The sequence below is a fragment of the Synechococcus sp. RS9902 genome (assembly GCF_014279635.1).
Classification (GTDB): Bacteria; Cyanobacteriota; Cyanobacteriia; order PCC-6307; family Cyanobiaceae; genus Parasynechococcus.
The window spans coordinates 1,072,183-1,090,658 of sequence record NZ_CP047949.1 but is presented as its reverse complement, the minus strand read 5'-3'; the positions used below and the strand labels follow the sequence as shown (position 1 = coordinate 1,090,658).

14 protein-coding genes are annotated in these 18,476 nt (G+C 62.2%); 3 read left to right on the top strand and 11 right to left on the bottom strand.

The features are described 5' to 3' along the window. Window positions 1–110 precede the first annotated feature (110 nt). A complete protein-coding gene (gene psbP, locus SynRS9902_RS05810; RefSeq protein ID WP_255446225.1) occupies window positions 111–665 on the top strand; it encodes a photosystem II reaction center PsbP in 555 nt (184 codons plus the stop codon). Here psbP and SynRS9902_RS05805 read toward each other — a convergent pair whose 3' ends face one another. The 3 genes from SynRS9902_RS05805 to SynRS9902_RS05795 all read right to left on the bottom strand — a co-directional run bounded on the left by SynRS9902_RS05805 (window position 666) and on the right by SynRS9902_RS05795 (window position 5,596). Beyond that, window positions 666–1,610 (bottom strand): LCP family protein, encoded by a 945-nt coding sequence (locus tag SynRS9902_RS05805; RefSeq protein ID WP_186510319.1) that lies wholly within the window; start codon window positions 1,608–1,610, stop codon window positions 666–668. A gap of 66 nt (window positions 1,611–1,676) precedes the next feature. Next, on the bottom strand, window positions 1,677–3,776 hold the full coding sequence (locus tag SynRS9902_RS05800; RefSeq protein ID WP_186510544.1) for a cation:proton antiporter: 2,100 nt from the start codon (window positions 3,774–3,776) through the stop codon (window positions 1,677–1,679). 62 nt (window positions 3,777–3,838) lie between these two features. Beyond that, complete coding sequence (locus tag SynRS9902_RS05795; RefSeq protein WP_186510318.1) at window positions 3,839–5,596, bottom strand: ABC transporter ATP-binding protein; 1,758 nt, start codon at window positions 5,594–5,596, stop codon at window positions 3,839–3,841. Between the two features lie 101 nt (window positions 5,597–5,697). On the opposite strand from SynRS9902_RS05795, the gene SynRS9902_RS05790 reads away from it, so the two are divergent. After that, a complete protein-coding gene (locus tag SynRS9902_RS05790) occupies window positions 5,698–5,892 on the top strand; it encodes a hypothetical protein (protein ID WP_186510317.1) in 195 nt (64 codons plus the stop codon). A 3-nt stretch (window positions 5,893–5,895) separates the two neighbouring features. Here the strand turns inward: SynRS9902_RS05790 and SynRS9902_RS05785 are convergent, their stop codons facing one another. From SynRS9902_RS05785 to SynRS9902_RS05755, 6 genes are all read right to left on the bottom strand, one after another. Beyond that, the gene (locus SynRS9902_RS05785) at window positions 5,896–6,180 is read right to left on the bottom strand and encodes an RNA-binding protein (protein WP_186510316.1); all 285 of its coding nucleotides are present in this window, start codon (window positions 6,178–6,180) and stop codon (window positions 5,896–5,898) included. 411 nt (window positions 6,181–6,591) lie between these two features. Beyond that, window positions 6,592–6,840, bottom strand: a complete 249-nt coding sequence (locus tag SynRS9902_RS05775) for a hypothetical protein (RefSeq protein WP_186510315.1) — start codon at window positions 6,838–6,840, stop codon at window positions 6,592–6,594. Next, complete coding sequence (locus SynRS9902_RS05770) at window positions 6,840–8,621, bottom strand: DEAD/DEAH box helicase (protein WP_186510314.1); 1,782 nt, start codon at window positions 8,619–8,621, stop codon at window positions 6,840–6,842. The genes SynRS9902_RS05775 and SynRS9902_RS05770 overlap by 1 nt, the downstream gene beginning before the upstream one ends. A 104-nt stretch (window positions 8,622–8,725) precedes the next feature. Beyond that, the gene (locus tag SynRS9902_RS05765; RefSeq protein WP_186510313.1) at window positions 8,726–9,067 is read right to left on the bottom strand and encodes a phosphomannose isomerase type II C-terminal cupin domain; all 342 of its coding nucleotides are present in this window, start codon (window positions 9,065–9,067) and stop codon (window positions 8,726–8,728) included. 13 nt (window positions 9,068–9,080) lie between these two features. Further along, entirely contained in the window at window positions 9,081–10,661 is a 1,581-nt protein-coding gene (locus SynRS9902_RS05760; protein ID WP_186510312.1) for an ATP-dependent RecD-like DNA helicase, read from the bottom strand. Further along, window positions 10,658–14,314, bottom strand: a complete 3,657-nt coding sequence (locus SynRS9902_RS05755) for a UvrD-helicase domain-containing protein (RefSeq protein ID WP_255446224.1) — start codon at window positions 14,312–14,314, stop codon at window positions 10,658–10,660. Before SynRS9902_RS05755 ends, SynRS9902_RS05760 begins: the two co-directional genes overlap by 4 nt. Before the next feature lie 196 nt (window positions 14,315–14,510). Between SynRS9902_RS05755 and SynRS9902_RS05750 the strand changes: the two genes are divergently transcribed. Continuing rightward, window positions 14,511–14,681: a hypothetical protein gene (locus SynRS9902_RS05750; RefSeq protein ID WP_186510311.1), complete on the top strand. Its 171-nt coding sequence runs from the start codon at window positions 14,511–14,513 to the stop codon at window positions 14,679–14,681. A gap of 877 nt (window positions 14,682–15,558) precedes the next feature. Here the strand turns inward: SynRS9902_RS05750 and SynRS9902_RS05745 are convergent. Both SynRS9902_RS05745 and SynRS9902_RS05740 read right to left on the bottom strand, forming a co-directional pair. Beyond that, window positions 15,559–16,959, bottom strand: coding sequence for a nucleotide sugar dehydrogenase (locus tag SynRS9902_RS05745; protein WP_186510310.1), 1,401 nt, complete (start codon window positions 16,957–16,959; stop codon window positions 15,559–15,561). Next, window positions 16,959–17,930, bottom strand: coding sequence for a UDP-glucuronic acid decarboxylase family protein (locus SynRS9902_RS05740; protein ID WP_186510309.1), 972 nt, complete (start codon window positions 17,928–17,930; stop codon window positions 16,959–16,961). The genes SynRS9902_RS05745 and SynRS9902_RS05740 overlap by 1 nt, the downstream gene beginning before the upstream one ends. Window positions 17,931–18,476 lie beyond the last annotated feature (546 nt).

The following is an 18,476-nucleotide window of genomic DNA, read 5'->3' as shown; positions in this document are numbered from 1 at the left end:
TCTGCCGCCGATGCGGGAAATGTAGGAGTTGCGGAGATCATCTGCCGCAACAGTGGTCACGACCATCAGGCCTCAACGGCAGAATGGCCCGTGGATTGATCGCCCCGCTGATGCAGCTCCTCCAGTCTCTGAGTCGCGTGATCCTTTGCGGCGCCCTGGCACTGGTGCTGGGGGCCTGCGCGGCGGGACCAACGGCAGGGCTGCAGTCGTACCAAAGCCCGGATGGCCGCTTCGCCTTCCTCTATCCCACCGGTTGGACCGAGGTGCAGGTGAGCAACGGCCCCCGGGTGGTGTTTCACGACCTGATCCACAGCGATGAAACCGTGAGCCTGATGATCAACAAGGTAAACGAAGACAACGAGCTGAGTGAACTGGGCAGCGCCGTGGCCGTTGGCGAACGCCTGCGCCGCGAAGTCATCGCCACCGCCGGCAGCGGCCGCACCGCTGAGCTGGTGGAAGCGCAGGAACGTGAGGTGAATGGCCACACCTTCTACGACCTGGAATACGCCGTGCACCTGGAAGACCGCGACCGCCACGAGCTGGCGACTGTGGTGGTGGATCGGGGCAGGCTTTACACGCTGGCCACCAGCGTCAACGAAGACCGCTGGGCCAAGGTTGGTGACCTCTGCGGCCGGGTGGTTCGTTCACTAACCCTGCTGATCTGATCAGAACAAGAACCGGAAGCCCCCCCCACCGGCTTCACGGGCATCGGTGCCACTGCCCGACGTCGCCGGCCACTCCGTGTCCAGATAACTGATGCCATCGGCATTGAACGGAACCGCCTTCAGGCTGGACGCCTGCAGATCGGTGGTGCCCATGGCGGTGATCAATCCACCCAGTTCCATCGGCCCCAGATCCGTCTCCAAGGCCTGGCCCGCCGCAGTGATCAACGCCGGCAGACGGATCAGATTCTGCGGTTGTTTCATCTGCTCAAACAGCCCCTTCAGCGCCAGCTGCTGCCGTTCCAGCCGGCCGAAATCGCCGCGGCCGTCGTTGCGCCAGCGCAGAAAACCCTCCAGATCCTTGCCCTTCAACAGCTGGGGGCCTGGCTGCAGATCGATCACCAGATTCTGGCTGCGATCGACGTAATACAGGCGCTTGGGAACGTCCACTTCGATACCCCCCACCAGGTTGGCCAGGGTTTCGAGCGCATCCAGGCGCACCACAATGTGATGGCGGATCGGGCGGTTCATCAGGCGAGACAACTCCCGCTCCACCGCCTCCACACCGCCGTAGGCCATCAAGGCATTGAGCTTGATGCCACCGAAGCCCTCGGCATCGATGTAGCTGTCGCGGGGGATCTGGGTGATTGATGTGGTGGTGCCATCCACCCGCACCGTGAAAATCACATCGGTGTTGCTGCCGGAGCGGTCCCGGCCCAGCACCACCACCTCCCTGGCCCCTAAGCCGGTCCAGCCAGCAAACGGGTTGGCAAGCGGCGAGGGTTGAGGCAGCGCGAGGGGTTCATCTTCCGTGCTGGATGGCGCTGTGATCAACCGGCTCAGGGGAACCGAGAGAATCAGACCGCCACTGAGACCCGCCACCACAGCAGTAGCCACCGGCCAGTTCATGGCCACCGAGGACGCCTTAGCAGGGGGGGCTTGTGGCATGGAACACACGCTACGCAGCATTTTGGCGCGCTCGTCCCGTCTCCGGTAGGGGGGCGCAGCCCTCCGTTAAACCAAGGGGTCGCTGATCACCATCGAGGCGCAGGGGAGCTGGCGGATCAATTTGCTGGTGCGATCACTGCCGGGAATCGGCAGACCGGCCACCCGCCTGCGCTGGGTGCGCAGGATCACCAGGTCGTGTTCGCGGCTGAGGCGATGAATGGCCCCATCGATGCCGGGCCCCCGCACGATCACGATGTGAAACCGCTCCTCAGGGATGCCCGGTGGACGCCAGCGGATCAACTGCTGTTCCATCCAATGACGGTCCTGCCCGCTGAAGCGGGGATCGTGCACATGCAGCAGAGTGATCCGGACGCGCTGATCCTCCGGGGCTGAATTGATCACCCGCAGCGCCAGTTCGAACTGCTCGCGGGCGTTAGCGGAGAGGTCTTTGATCGGAACAAGGATCCGGCCCAGGCCGCTATCGGTCTCAGGGCCCAGGTTCACCACCACCACCGGACAGTGGGCCGTGCGGCAGACCCCATCGACGATGTCGCCCATCAGCCAGGCCCGAAGTTGATCGCTGCGGGCCGCACCGATCAGCAACAGATCCGCAGCCTGTTCCAAGGCCGTGCGGCTCATGCCACCGGCGATGTCTTCATCCAGCCGCAGCAGGCTGCGGGTGGGTACCGCTAACTGGGCACCGATGCTCTCCGCTGTGCTGAGGCGTCCGCGCGCTGCCGCAACGGCCCTGTTCAAACCGCCGCGCATCTCTTCGAGGCTGGGATTCACCATCGCCAGGGGAAGCAGCAACCCTTCAGCCCCCGATGAGCCCTGCACCAGGCGGGCCGCCATGCTCAACAACCCCTTCTCGGTGCTGGGGTTGGCCACCGGCACCACGATGCGCAGGGGGCGCTGCACCACCTCATTGACGCCATCCAGCACCGCCGCCTCCTCACCGAAGCTGACCGGCACCGCATCAGGCCTGGGATCCTTGAGCCGTGTCACCGATTGCTCGGTGAGGATCGGCCCAAGAGTGGCCGTCACCACCATCACCGCCAGCACGCTGTTGAGCACGGTCTGATTGAGCAGACCCGCCTGGTAGCCGATGAAGGCCGTGGCCAGGGTCGCCGCCACCTTGGGCATCGTCAGTGACCACATCATCATGATCTGGGCGCGGCGGTAACCGAACAGCCGTCCGCTGAGCCAGGACGCCAGACCCTTGCCGCCGATGGCCCCCACCAGCATCAGCGCGGTGAACTGAAAGTTGCCCAGGCTGTCGCCAAGGCTGCCCAGATCCAGCAGCAATCCCAGGTCGATGAAGAAGATCGGGATGAACAACACCCCACCCACAAAAATCACCTGTTCCTTCACCCGGCCCTCGGGCAGCACGGAATTCACCGCCAGACCAGCCAGAAAGGCGCCGACAATCTTCTCGACGCCGGCCAGCTCGGCCCCCAGGGACGCCAGGAACAGGGCCACCAGAACAGCGAGCACCATCCGGTTTTCATCGCTGATGCCCCGCAGCACGAGGCGCCGGCCCAGCCAGCGGATGCCGATCACCACCACCAGAGCAAAACCACCGATCTTGAACAGCAGCAGGCCCAGGCCCAGGCCGCTGAGGCTGCCCTGGCCCAGCCCCAGCCCCACCGCCAGCAGCAGCAGGGCCACGATGTCGGTGAAAATCGTGCTGCCGACACTCACCACCACCGACTCATCCTTCTGGGCGCCGTAACTGCGCACGATCGGATAGCCAAGGGGGGTGTGGGTGGCCATGAGGGCACCGAGCAACAGGCACGACACCGAGGCGAAGCCCGCCATCAGGCCGATCGACACGCCCGTGCACACGCCGATCAACAGGATCAGCAGGCCATAGATGAACGAGCGGCGCTTGACCCGGTTGAACTCCTCGAGGTCAATCTCAAGACCCATCGTGAACAGCAGATACACCGCCCCGAGATCGGAGAGGAGTCGCACCGTTTCGCTGCTGCTGTCGACCCAGTTCAAAGCGTGGGGACCCACCACCACGCCCGCCGCCAGCAACCCCACCAGATCGGGAAGACCCAGCCGCCGGATCAACGGCGGCGCTGCCGCACTGATCGCCACCAACAGTGAGAACACCCCGAGGGGGTGATGCATGACGTGGCTGATCGAGGCCTGCATGGCCATGGCTGCACCGCCGGCTTGCTGACCCAGCATGGTCGCCGGATCTGACGGCAACAACAGCTGCTTCAGGAAGCGATAACCCCTTCGCCGGCCTGCACCTGCCAGAGGTTGGTGTAGATCCCGCCCTGGGCCACCAGGCTGTCGTGGCAGCCCTGCTCCACAATCCGACCCTGGTCCATCACCACGATCCAGTCGGCATGGCGGACCGTGCTGAGCCGGTGGGCAATCACCACGGTGGTGCGCTGCTGGGTGATCTGCGCCAGGGAGCGCTGAATCGCGGCTTCGGTGTCGTTGTCCACCGCTGCGGTGGCTTCATCGAGCACCAGCACCGGCGCGTCCTTGAGGATGGCGCGAGCCAGGGCGATGCGCTGGCGCTGTCCGCCCGAGAGGCGCTGCCCCCGCTCTCCCACCAGGGTGTCGTACCCCTGGGGCAAAGCGTCGATGAATCCAGCAGCTTCCGCCAGGCGAGCGGCCTGCTCAATCGCCACCGGATCGGGATTCGCGACCCCATAGGCGATGTTCTCGGCCACGGTGCCGTGGAAGAGGTAGACGTCCTGACTCACCAGGGCGATGCAGCGGCGCAGGTCCTGCAGCTGCAGGCTGTCGATGGGCACCCCATCCAGGCGGATGCGTCCGCCATCGCACTCGTACAGCCGCAAGAGCAGCTTCACCACGGTGCTCTTGCCGGAGCCCGTTGCCCCGACGATGCCGAGGGTCGATCCCGCCGGCACGGTGAGATCAAAGCCCTGCAGCAGCGTTGATCGGCCGGCATAGGCGAAATCAACCGCTTCAAAGCGAATCTCACCCCGCAGCCGCTGCGGAACCACCGGCACCGTTCCTCCCTGGATCAACACCGGCGTGTCAATCAGATCAAGCACCCGTTGCGTGGAGGCCATCGAGCGCTGGTATTCATCCAGAGTTCGGCCAATGGCGGTTAACGGCCAGAGCAGCCGCTGGGTGATGAACACCAGAACGCTGTAGGTGGCCACCGGCAGTTCACCGGCCAGAGCCTTGAACCCACCGATCAACAGGATCGCCAGGAAGGCGAACAAAATCGCGAAGCGAATCAAAGGGATGAAGGCCGCCGAGAGACGAATCGCCCGGGCATTGCTCTGGCGGTAGGCCAGGCTTTCAGCCCGCAGGCGCTCCAGTTCAAGAGCTTCAGCGGTGAAGCTCTTGATCGTGAGCATCCCCCCCAGGTTGTTGGCGAGCCGGGAGGCGAGGTCACCCGCCCGGGCCCGCACCTCCCGGTAGCGGGGCGCCAGCTGGCGCTGGAAATGCAGTGATCCCCAGAGAATCACCGGAATCGGCAGGTAAGCGAACAGCGCCACCTCCGGCGCCACCATCGCCATGCCGATGCCCACCACCAGCACGGTGGTGATCAACTGCAGGATCTGATTGGCACCCCGATCCAGAAACCGTTCGAGCTGGTTGATGTCGTCGTTGAGCACTGCCATCAGGCGGCCGGTGCTGTCCTGCTCGAAAAAGGAGAGCTCCAGCTTCTGCAGATGGTCGTAGGCCTCAAGCCTCAAGCTGTGCTGGGTGGTTTGCGCCAGGTTGCGCCAGAGCACGTCGTAGAGGTACTCGAATAGCGACTCCGCCGCCCAGATCACAAAGGTGAGCAGGGCCAGACCCCACAGCTGCTGGCCGGCGGTCCTCAGCCCGAAACCCGCCAGCAGGGACTGCTCCTTGAGCAACACCACATCCACGGCCAAGCCGATCAAGATCGGTGGGGCCAGATCGAAGAGCTTGTTGAGCAGGGAGCACGTCACAGCTGCAACCACCAGGCGGCGCTGGGGCGCCAGATGGCGCAACAACCGCATCAGGGGGGAGCGCGTTGCTGAAGCTTTCGTGAGGGTTCGTTCCGACACGGTTTTCACCCCTGAAGACGCACTACAACAGAACCACAACTGAAGGAGGTGCCATGAGCCGATCAAGGTCGTTCAACCGCTTTCACCGCTACCTTGCGCGGCAGAAACGCCGCGGACTGCGGGCTGTCCTGCCCCAGTTCCAGGACGCCCGTGATCATCAGGAAAGCCCAGCAGACGACAGCAATGACGTGCTGCGTCGGCTGAGCTTGCGAGAAATCGAACTGGACCTGATGGAGGCCGAGACCTGAGCCTCAGCCGCGGTAACCGCCACCACCACGGGGGCCGCCGGAGCGCTCCCGAGGGGTGGCTTTGCTGACGCGGATCATGCGGCCCATCCACTCCACGTCCTGAAGATCGTCGATGGCTTTCTGCTCATCGGCATCGTTGACCATCTCGACGAAGGCGAAACCGCGTTTGCGGCCGGTCTCACGATCCAGGGGCAGGCTGCAGTTCTTGACCTCGCCGTACTCACTGAAGAGATCGAAGAGGTGCTCCTGCTCCGCCTGGAACGAAAGATTGCCGATGTAGATGGTCATGGACCGTGGAACCGTTGAACGTGCTCAGTCGCTTGAGCCGGTTCCGAAAGCTCGGAAAGGGCCAGTGCTCAGGCGTGAACCCGATGACGTTACAGGGCAGTCGCACGAATCAACACAAAAAAAGAAGCAATTGCGAAGACTCGCCAGCAACCGAGCCATCCACTCCATTGTCAGAAGACCCTGACACAGGAGAGAGATGACATTCGAGGGCCTTCGTTTCCAGGCTCTGAGCTAGACCGCCGATGGAGAGCTGGATCCAGCGGACAAACTTGTGCTGCTCAACAACTTGATCCGGCAGGCCACGCCGAGCGAGCAGATCGAGTTGATTCAGATGGTGGAGAAATTGGCTCTGTTAACAACCGAGGCCACCGTTCAGGTGAGCCACCTCTGACCGTTCTTGATCCCCGGGGATCAGAGGCCGTAGGTCTCGGCCGCCCTGGCCTTGCAGGTGGCCTGGGCCGTCTGGATCCCCGCCCCGTTCTGAACCTCGGCAAGAAAACAACGGCAGGTGTCGTCCACCATTCCCTCCGGAGGAACAGTGCCTGCCCGTTGCAGCTCGGCCTTCACAGCGGTTCTGCAGAACTTGGTGATCAGGCTGTTGTCCGAAGCTGAAGCGGCCAGGGGAGCCGAAAGCAGGCCAACAACCAGCAGCGCACGCATCAGGAGGCCTTGCTGATTTGCAGTTCGCGGTTCATCACGCGCAGGCGTTGGAGGCTGCTGAACACATCCTCCGGCATGCCCTTGGGGAGATCCACCAGGCTGTGATTGTCAAAGATCTGGATGCGGCCGATCATCCGGCCCTGCAGTCCGGTCTCGCCGGCGATGGCTCCCACGAGGTTGCCGGGTTTGACCCGATCGCGGTGACCCACCTCAACGCGGTAGCGCTGCATGTTCTCTTCAGGTGCCCGTGCCGGACGCTCACGCCGCTCACGGCGGTCTCCTGAATTGCGATCGCGGTCGCGGTCGTTGCGACGGGTGTTCTGAATCCAGTCGTCGTCACCCTTGCGCAGCAGCGCATCGGGTCCGATCGCCAGATTCAGTGCCGCCATGGCCAGCTGCTCGGGGCTGAGCTCGAGTTCCGTGGCCACCCGCTGCATCAACTCCTGAAGCAAGGCCGCTTCATCGGCATCAGGGCGTTGGGATTGGGCTGCATCACTCAAACGTTTGCGCAAACGGTCGAGCCGTCCCTGGTTGATGGCCGTGTTGCCGGGCACCTCCATCGCTTCGATCGGCTGCCCCGTGGCCCGCTCGAGGTTGCGGATGAAGCGCCGTTCCCGTGGGGTCACGAACAGAACCGCTTCGCCGGTGCGTCCAGCCCGGCCCGTCCGGCCGATGCGGTGCACATAGGCCTCGCTGTCGAACGGCATGTCGTAGTTGATCACCAGACCGATGCGCTCCACATCAAGACCCCGCGCCGCAACATCGGTGGCCACAAGGATGTCGACCGATCCACTGCGCAACCGCTCCACGGTGCGTTCCCTCTGGTTCTGGGGAACGTCGCCATTGAGCACCGCCACCTGATGGCCGCCGGCTTCAAGGGTTTCAGCCACGGTCAGGGTGATCGCCTTTGTGCGGGCGAAGATGATCACACCCTCACCACCACAGGCGTCGAGAACCCGTTGCAGGGCTTCGAGCTTGTGCGGCATCGGCACCGTGATCGAGCGCTGGCGGATCCGCTTGCCTTCCTGATCCTTGGTGCGGATCGTGACCTCAGCAGGGTCCTTGAGGTAACGCTTGGACAGACGACGGATCTCTAGAGGCATCGTCGCGGAGAACAGCACCACCTGACGCTGCTCAGGAAGCTGATCGAGGATCCACTCCACATCGTCGATGAAGCCCATGCGGAGCATTTCGTCCGCTTCATCGAGCACCAGGCTGCGCAGACCACTGGTGTCGAGCGTGCCCTGACGCATGTGGTCCATCACCCGGCCAGGGGTGCCCACCACCACATCCACACCGCGCCTGAGAGCACTGATCTGGGAGCGGAAATCCGTGCCGCCGTACACCGCCAGCACCTTCAGATGGGGATGGCCGGCGGAATAGGCCTTGAACGATTCGGCCACCTGCATGGCCAGCTCCCGTGTGGGGGCGAGCACCAGGGCCTGGGGTGTTTTCTGGCCGCTCTCGAGACGTTCGAGCAACGGCAACGCAAACGCTGCTGTTTTGCCGGTGCCGGTCTGGGCCTGTCCCACCAGATCGCGGCCAAGCATCAGCTCGGGGAAGGCCGCCTTCTGAATGGGGGAAGGTTCGCTGTATCCCTTGTCCGCCAGGGTGCGGAGCAGGGCTTCACTGAAACCAAAACCGGCGAAACCGGATTCCGGTTCAGCCGATGTGATGGTAGTGGTGAACACCTCAGCATTTGAGTTGGCTTCCGGCAGGTCGGATGCAGAAAGATCCACTGCGCAGGCGGAATCGTCGCGCTGCTGTTGCTGTTCAGTCATGAAAGGTGGCTTCGCCTGATTGATCTCTGAAATCAGGCTCACAACCTCCCTGCAACGTAAGAGTTGCCCTCTGGTTGTGTTGCCTACGCTTCAAAGGTTAGCCCTCAAGTTATCACCCGGCCGTAATCATCCTGCAGCCGTTCGATGTCGTCTTCCCGCAGATCATCACCGTGCTGAACTTCCAGAATCAGCAGATCTGAATCGTCTGCACGGGCGCGATGCACAGCGCCGCAGGGGATTGAGAGCATGACGCCCGCGCTGGCGGCCTGCCATGTCTCGCCGCAGAGCAAAGCCCCCGAACCGGCCACCACGGTCCAACTTTCGCTGCGATGACGATGCCGCTGCAGAGACAACTGCTGCCCGGCATGAACCAGCAGCCGTTTGACCAAATAGTTGTCCCCCTGGGTCAACGTTTCGTACCAGCCCCAGGGACGCTCAACCCGCATCAGTCCACCCGCGTCAGATCAGCGTCACCAGATCAAGGCTGGCACGGGCTCGCGTGATCGCTGTGTAGAGCAAACGGCGTTGATGTTCAGCAGCCGGACCATCCTCGAGGGGATCGGGCCAGAGCACGATCACCCGATCCGCCTCACTGCCCTGGGCCCGATGGATGGTGAGCGCCACCGCTGGCTCCAGACGCCGCAAACGGGCTGGATGCAGACGGCGCACCTGCAGCTGGCCGTCCGGATCCACCACCTGGAACAGCAGGCGTCGTTCAGAGCCTGCCCCGATCACAACCCCGAGGTCGCCATTGGCCAAGCCGAGTTCCGGTTGATTGCTGCCGCAGATCACCGGCAAGCCGATCGGCCAACGCTCGATCCTGCCGGCGGCATTGGCCCCCAGCAGCGTGCGGTGCACATCATCAAGACTCCACGGCCCCCGGCGGCGCGGACAGAGCAACAGGTCCTGCTCGAGCAGCGCAAACAAGGGCCGGGACTCCGCCATCAGCTCCTGCTCTCTGCAGCGGTTGAGATCAACCGTCAGCGCCTGCAGCTGCTGGAGGCGCTCCAGCCAGCGCTCACGCACCAGGGCTGGAAAACGACGCAGGGGGCTGGGGTGCACCTGCAGATTGGCCTGTGCAGGCAAGGCAGCCAGATCCGCAGCGAACGCGGCCAGATCCCCCTGGCGCAGCTGTTGCGCCACCTGCGCCAGGGCACCGCGGTTGCGGTACGTGCGCTCGAGATGCACCGCCCCTTCACCAAATCGACTGCGAACGTCCGGCTGCTGAAGCCGGTGCCAGACCGCTCCACTCCCCACCGGCGGCAGCTGGGCTGGATCCCCCACCAACAGCAGCCGACAACCCCTGGGCAACGCCTCGAGCAGGGCCTGGGTCAAGGCCAGATCGAGCATCGACATCTCGTCGATCACCAGCAGATCCAGCTCCAAGGGACGCTGGCGGTGCCTGCCGAAGCCACGGCTGCCGGCCTCCAACCAGCGGTGGAGGGTGCTGCAGGGCAACGGAGCCCGTTGCGCCAGCACCGCATCCCCCAGGCGCCGGGCCGCCTTGCCGGTGGGGGCCGCCAAACCGATGCGCAGGCCGGGATGGCGGGCTTCCGCCCTGGCCAGAATCTCCACCACCGTGCTCGTTTTGCCCGTGCCCGGACCACCGCTGAGCAGCACAACCGAGGCCTGATCCAGGGCGCGCACGGCGGCGCACTGTTCAGCGTTGAGACGATCCGACAGCTCGGGATCGGCAGCCTTGACGGGCTTGGGAACCGGAGCATGGGCCCGCTCCACCAGCTCGGCCACCACCTGCTCCATGGCCTGCAACCAGCGGCGCCAGCCCAGCCGATCAGCCTGAAGCAGCAGGGGGGAGGCATCCCCCTCCAGCCAGCCACTGGCCTGGGCAGCGACCAGCCGCTCCGGCGTCAGCGCCACCGTCAACTCCCCCTGCTCCAAGGCCAGCACCAGATCGCGGCTGAGCTCCTCCAGGGCGGGGCCATCCACCTGGGGCGGGATCCGTCGCCGCAGGGCGGCATGGAGTCCGGCCGTGAAGCTGGAGGGCCAGGTGCTGGTTCCGGGGGGCAGCAACTCCGTCACGCCGGCACCTCCCCCAGGGCTCGATCCAGGGCTGCGATGCGCTTGAGCGGCACGGGTTCAACGATGCGCCCCGGCCCCACAGCATTCTCCGGAGAAACAGCCACGGCTCCGGGCATCCCCCGCAGGAAGCAGTAGACGTAGCCCCCCAGATGCTGCTGCGGGTTGTAATCCGGCAGCCGCCAACGCAGATGGCGGTGCAGGGCCACCAGGTAGAGGTGGGCCTGCAGGGGGTAGTGGTGGTGCAACATCTGCGCCTCCATCGCCTCCTGGGAATAGTGATGCGGTCCGCACAGTCCCGGCTCAGCACTGGTGCGCCGTTCACCGATCCAATTGCTCTTCCAGTCGAGAACCCACCAGCGTTGGTGCTGGGGGTCCTGAAACACCAGATCGATGGAACCGGTGAGAAACCCGCGGCTGTTGATTGAAAGCGATGCCAGCGCCGGGCTGTAGGAGCGGCCAAAACGGGCCTCGGCATCACAACCGAAGGCGGCCACCAGATCGGCCGTGCGCATGTGCTGCACCGGCAGATCAAAACTGAGTTCAGGCAGGCGCTGGTGCGGCCCTAGCCGATCCAGCGACAACGCCCCCAGCGGTCCCCCCAGGGGCGTCTGCAACACCTGCTCCAACCCCATCAACACAACGTTCTGAAGATCGGGATCAAGCCCGGCCCGGCGCAACTCGGCGGCGATCAGCTTGTGCCGTTGGCGGGGTTCCGTGGCCTCCGCCGCAGAAAAGGGGAACTGTTCCAGGATCCGGTGCAGACAGTCCCCGGCCCCGGCCCCGCGCGGGAAGGCCGCCAGCGGCCCGGTCTCGGACCATGCCGGTTCTGTCGCAGCCAAGATTGATTCCTCAGCACCGGGATCGCGATCGCGACCCTGTTCATGCAGCTGAACGTCGTCGGATGAGGCAATCCAGGCCGAGTAACTGGCCCGGCCCCAACTCCGGTCGATCCGCTTGGGGATGGAACCAAGGGCCAAGGGCTCGGCCAGCAACGGAGGCCGCCAACGCTGGCCACTGGGCAGACTCTCGACCAGGCCTTCGATGCTGATCAGGACCTGTCGCTCTGCCAGGGCTTGGCTCAGCCGCTCATCGGTGAGGCTGTCGATCGCATCCCCAGCGGCCTCAGCTCCGAACAACCAGGCGGGCAACGGGGAATCCTCCTGACCGTTGGCCCTGGCCCAGATCAGGATCAACTGGGTTTGGGCTCGGGTGACCGCGACATAGGCCAGCCGCTCGGCCTCCGCCGCAGCGTCCTGCTGCGCCTGTTGCGCGGCCTGCCAGCCCTCCCCCCAATGCACATCCACCCGCGCCAGGCACTCCCCGGAGCGGGGATCACGCCAGAGCGGACCGGACACCGCTGGGGGCGACTGCCAGAGATAGGGGCAGATCACCACCGGATATTCCAGCCCCTTGCTGCGGTGGACGGTGACCACGGCGATGGCGCTGTCGGCCTGATCGCTGTGGGGCTGACGGGCCTCCGGTACGGGCTGGCTGGGGTGCAACCGCTCCCGCCGCAACCAATCCGCCGCGGTGGCCAGATCAAGCCCCTGGCGGTGCATCGCCTCCTGCACAAGCCGCGCCGCCTGCTGCAGATCCCCCAGCATCCGGCCCCGTTCCGACAGCCCCGCCATCTGTTCACCGTTGAGCAGATCGGCCAGAGCCCCGAGCAGGCCCAGCCGCGGCATCAGCTCAGCCCAACCACGCAGCTGGAGCGCCAGCTGATCCAAGCGCCCCGGCTCCAGAGCATCGGGCGCGATGTTCATCAATCCCGAGCAGGCCAGCAGGCGCAGGCGAGCGTCATCGCCCGGTTCCGCCAGGGCATCGAGGAACCACTGCAACAGCAACGCGGCTTCACTGTCGAGCACATCCCCCTGGGTCACCAGGCGGGTGGGAAGGCCGCAGGCCCCCAGGGCGCGGCGCAGGTCTTCAGCTTGTTGATGGCGACTCACCAACAAACAGAGATCCGCTGGGGTGAGGTCGTCCCGTTGCTGCAGTTGCTCCAGCACCATCGCGGCGAGCCGTCGGGGCAGCTCTGCTTCCAGGGCATTGCGGCTGGAGGGCGCCTCTGTGGAAAGCAGCAGCAGTTGCAGCGGCGGGGCATCCTGCGGCGGGGTGGCGGAGCTGCGGGGCTGCACCGCGGGCACCGGCAGTTCAGATCTGGGGAGCCCCGGAGCCATCAAGCGGTTCAACCCCTCCATCAGCGGTGCCGTTGTGCGGAAGTTGTCGAGCAGGTGATCGATCCTCTCCACCTGATCGCGCGCTGCCATGTAAGTGGCCAGATCACCACCACGGAAGCGGTAGATCGCCTGCTTGGGATCCCCGACCATCAGCAGCAGGTGGCGTTCACCAGCACCAAAGGCGCGTTGCAACAGGCGCCACTGCACGGGGTCGGTGTCCTGAAACTCATCCACCATCACAGCCCGGTAACGCTGTTGCAGCGGTGCAAGCCAGGCAACATCGCCATCGCCGGGATCCATGGCGGCCAACAAGCCGCCGAAGGTGATCACTCCACGGCGGCGACGGCGGCGGTCCAGCTCCTGCAAGCCCCGTTCCAAGAGGTACTGCCAGGTGCGCTCAATCGGTGCATCCCAGAGCGCCGCAACGGCGGACTGCAGAGCCGGCGTCACCAGGCTGGGGTCGGTCTCACCGCACTTGCGCGCGACCTTGCACCAACTGCCGGGGTGGAAGTACTCCTTCAGCGGCTTCTCACGGGCGGCAATCTCCAGCAGCGATGGCGCTGCGGTCTGCCCATCCAGCCACTGGTTGATCTGGGCGCAGCGATCGGTCTTGGGCTTGGCGGAATAAGGGGTGGTGGCTCCACAGCCCTGGGCTTTCCACTGCTCGGCCGCCTGACGGAACCCAGCATCCAGGTCGGCATGGTCCCGCTGCCAGAGCGGCACGAAGTCTTGCCAGAGCTGCGCCAGCCAGTGCTCCAGCTGAGGAGCGAGGGGCTGATCCAGATCGATCGCCCCATCAGCGCCCCTGAACCGCGGCTGCTGTTCGCCATCGAGTTGCGCCAACCCTTTGCGCAGGGTCTGGGGCGAGAGGCCGCGTTGCCGCAACGCCTTGAACTGATCCGGCGGCAGGCTGAGGAGTTCCTGTTGCCAGAGGTCCTGCACCACCTCGGCCTGAAGCGCGGTGGCGTCGGTGTCCAGCTGGGGCTCCATCGCCGCCGCGTTGCTGAGAGCCAGACGGCGCAGGCTGCGGCGACAGAAGCCATGGATGGTGGTGATGTCGGCCCGGTCCAACTGCTCCAGGGCCACCAGCAGGTGCCGAATCCACCGCTGACGCGCCTCCCCTGGCTCGGAACCCGCCAGCCAGTACGCCAGCACGGGGTCTGGAGCGGAAGCCTCCATCCCCTGCTCCAGCTGTTCGAGCCCCTGCAACGCTTGTTGCAGCCGCTGTCCGATGCGGGAGCGCAGCTCTTCGGCCGCCGCATCGGTGAAGGTCACCACCAACAACGCCTCGAGAGGGTGGTCGGCCTCCGTGATCAGCCGCAGGCAGAGATGCGCCAGGGCAAAGGTTTTTCCCGTGCCAGCGCTGGCCTCAAGCAGGCGAACCCCAGGGTCGAGGGGGTAGGTGTTGGCATCGAAGCGCTGAGCCATGGATGGAGTCTGCTCAACTCCGGCCTCAAAACCAGTGTTAACTTCCATGAAGCAGCCGGCGAAAGCTGCGAACTGGACTGGGTGTCGTCACACCCCGGAACAGAAGACGACCTGAGCGAGGGCCTGAAGAACCCTCGCTTTTTATGGACTTGTGAACGGATGCAACCCAACCCTTGAGAGAACAGGGGCTTGTGCGGGTGCGGGGCCATCAGGCCAACACGTTGGGGAAAGCCACCGGCCTGTTGTGTCCCCCGAACGTCGTCAGAAATTGGCCCAGCTGCTGGTGCGCAAGGCCGCCGCTGTTGAAAGCATCAGCCAAGAACATCGGGCCTACTTCTTCCGCCGGCAGGCCGGCGAGCCGATGGTGATTTCCAACGAACGCATGCGCGAAATGCTCGATGAGCTGTTCGACTAACGCAGGTTCGCCATAAAGGGAAATCAACAGCGCGAAAACAGAAATTTAACCAGTAACACAACAGGGCAAGCAGTGCACTTTATTAGTGACAAAAAAGAGAAATCGCCAATACCTGGTTAATCATGCCAACATCAAACCGATCAAAGTTGAGCATTTTTCCAAGCAATAAAAAGTATTCAGCCTGTTTAAATTACACGCTGTGTCAACCAGGAATCACCACAAAATTAATAAGACAAATAATCCCAGGAGACAATGATTACATACTAAGAAAAATCAATAAAAAACCACCAAAAGGATGTCTAAATATTACCTTAATCCAGGGCTAATCCCCACACAACACGATTACAAGAAACCGAAAATACCTAGCGCCTAACCTCAGACTAGAATTCACTAGGATTATCCTAAAATTAGAACATATTTCCACCTCTTAACACAAGATTCTCTCATCGAGAAACTAATAAGTGCAAATAATTCACTGACTATATAGAGCTCCAACAAGTCCGATTTGAGCCCTACAAAACCTATACCACATTCCAATTAATTTCAATAATAGAGAATCCGCGGAGGCCAGCAAGGAAAGCGAGACCAACCCCCGTCTGCTCGCGATATTAAAAATTGAACCAAAGACCACTCGACACTTTCCACACCTATTTACACACAAATAAGACCACACACAAGGAAGCCAAACAGTCAATCAGGGAGCCAAAGACATCAAAATATTGACCAGAAAACACAAAGCGAACAATCTTTATCCAACCAAAAGGTGCAAGTGCAACGGAAAACGAATTGCAATCAACAGGAGAAATCAACACACATACGAATTAACAGAAAAAACAATTACCACAATATTTCCTTAGATAAGTCATATTCCTTACAGTCAAACATCTCCATCCCCAACGCACCAAAGGGTGAGGCCTGCCGCTCTCACCTGCTCGTGATCGGTGATCGCCCGAGCATCGAAGACCCAGGCCGGCTTGCGCATCCGAGGGGCCAGAGACATCCAGTTGAGGGTGCGGTACTCCTGCCATTCAGTGAGCACAAGTACCGCATCGGCCCCGGTTACAGCCTCTTCAACAGTGCAAGCTTCAGCCCAACTGCCAGTTCCACTGAGTGCGTCTTCCTGGGGTTCTGCCTTCTGTTGAAGGTCACGGGCCATCTGTTGAACAGCCACTTTGGGATCGTGAATGGCTAGCTGAGCGCCTTCCTCAAGAAGGTCGCGGCAGATGCGAATCGCCGGAGCCTCTCGGGTGTCGTTGGTGTCAGCCTTGAACGCAAAACCAAGAATCGCCAGCCGCTTTCCGGTCACCGTGCCAAACAGTTTTTCCACCACCAACCGGGCAATGCGGTGCTGTTGCCAGGTGTTCAGAGCCACCACACTCTCCCAGTAATCAGCCACCTCCGGCAGGCCGAAATGCCGGCATAGATACACCAGATTGAGAATGTCCTTCTGAAAACAGCTGCCACCGAAACCTGGGCCAGCATTGAGGAATTTTGGACCGATCCGACTGTCGGTGCCAATGGCCCGGGCCACTTCGCGCACGTCCGCCCCACTGACCTCGCAGAACGCCGCGATCGAATTGATCGAACTGATCCGCTGCGCCAGGAAGGCATTGGCGGTGAGCTTGGAGAGCTCACTGCTCCAGAGGTTGGTGCGCAGAATCTGCCGCTGCGGCACCCAATGCGCATAGATCGCAGCGAGGGTATCGATGGATGCAGGATCATCGCCACCGATCAACACCCGGTCGGGGGCCTCGAGATCGCGGATGGCCGTGCCTTCCGCCAAAAATTCAGGATTGGAGAGCACCGAAAAGGTGCGCTGATCCTCTCCGTCACCAGCAGCTTCCAGGATGGTTTTGATGGCAGCAGCCGTGCGCACCGGCAGGGTGCTCTTCTCCACAACGATCGTGTGACCGGTGGCCGCCTGAGCCACCTCACGGGCACAGGCTTCCACCCAGCGGAGGTCACTGGCCTGTCCAGCGCCAAGCCCCTTGGTCTTGGTGGGCGTGTTCACGGAGATGAACACCATGTCGGCAGCGGCGATCGCAGCCGACACATCGGTGGAGAACGACAGATTGCGCCCCCGTGACCGGCCAACCACCACATCAAGCCCGGGCTCGTACACCGGCAGCTTGCTGAGGTCGGCATCGTTCCAGGCGTCGATGCGCGCCTGGTTGATGTCCACCACCTGCACGTGAATCTGCGGGCAGCGATCAGCGATCACCGCCATGGTCGGCCCGCCCACATACCCCGCACCGATGCAGCAGATCCGTTGAGTCATCAAGCCTCAGGGTGATCTCGAAAATTCAGGACCTTACGGAACGAATCGATCGTCGGATCCAAGCCCTGCTCCAGTGACACAGTCGGATGCCAATTCAACTGCTCTCGAGCCAAGTCGATGACAGGCTTGCGCTGCATCGGATCATCCTGCGGCAAAGGTTTCTCAATCAAAGGCAAAGCCGGGTTGATCCGAGCGCGTACCAGTTCTGCCAGCTGCCGGATCGTGAATTCATCCGGATTGCCGATATTCATCGGTCCCGTATGAGCTCCATTCATCAATCGCATCATGCCCTCGATCAAATCACTCACGTAACAAAACGAACGGGTCTGACTGCCATCGCCATACAGCGTCAACGGTTCACCACGAAGGGCCTGAACAATGAAGTTGCTCACCACCCGGCCGTCATCGGGGAGCATGCGCGGGCCATAAGTGTTGAAAATCCGCATTACCCTCACCTCCACCCCATTCGTGCGCTGGTAGTCAAAACAGAGGGTCTCGGCGATGCGCTTACCCTCGTCGTAGCAACTGCGCACTCCGATCGGATTCACCGCGCCCCAATAGCTCTCTGGCTGGGGATGCACCTCAGGATCGCCGTACACCTCACTGGTGCTGGCGAGCAGCAACCGTGCCCCCACCCGCCGCGCCAAGCCCAGCATGTTGTAGGTACCCAGGAAGCTGGTTTTGGCGGTTTTGACCGGATTGAACTGATAGTGAATCGGCGAGGCAGGGCAAGCCAGATGCCAGATCCGATCCACCTCAAGCTTGATCGGTTCGGTGACATCATGACGAATGAGTTCGAAGCGGGGATGGCCGATCCAGCGGGCGATGTTGACCTTGCGCCCGGTGAAATAGTTGTCCAGACAGATCACTTCTTCGCCGGCCTCCATCAGCCGGTCGACCAAATGCGAGCCGAGAAAGCCGGCACCGCCGGTAACAAGGTGGATGTTCTTGACGGACCTTCCAGAAGGCATGTCAGGTTTCACAAACGATTAGCAATGTCAGGATTTCACGAAAAGCGGATGCTCAAAACAGCCAATCGCGCGCTTCAAAAGCGTTATTTAGATGCTAGAAAAGTTTGCAACACGGCGCTGCAAACAGCAACATCAAAACAAGACTCATCTAATCTAGCTAGAACAGCATCTGAAGTCAAGAATTCTACACTTCCGAGAAACAAACGATTTCCAAAAAATTTCTCGCTCAGATCAAATCATCGTCCCTTAGGCGGCGCTGATCGAATTAATGGAACCTCACTCCCCCAAGAAGCATGAAATATAACAAGCCATCATTCCGACTAGCCAAAAGGCAGAACATCCACAGGCTGCTGACGCAACCCTTGGTCAAGGATTCATCTATAGAAGAAGTTATAATTGAGATCTACAATTCACCGACAACAGGGAAAAACTCGATCAGCGACCGGAGCCCAAATGAATCATCGAACTTAAGCATTCGCCACCTTCTAGAAAAGACAAGCCGAGCCAACAATCCTTTGAATAACCAAAGCCATCCCCAACAAATCT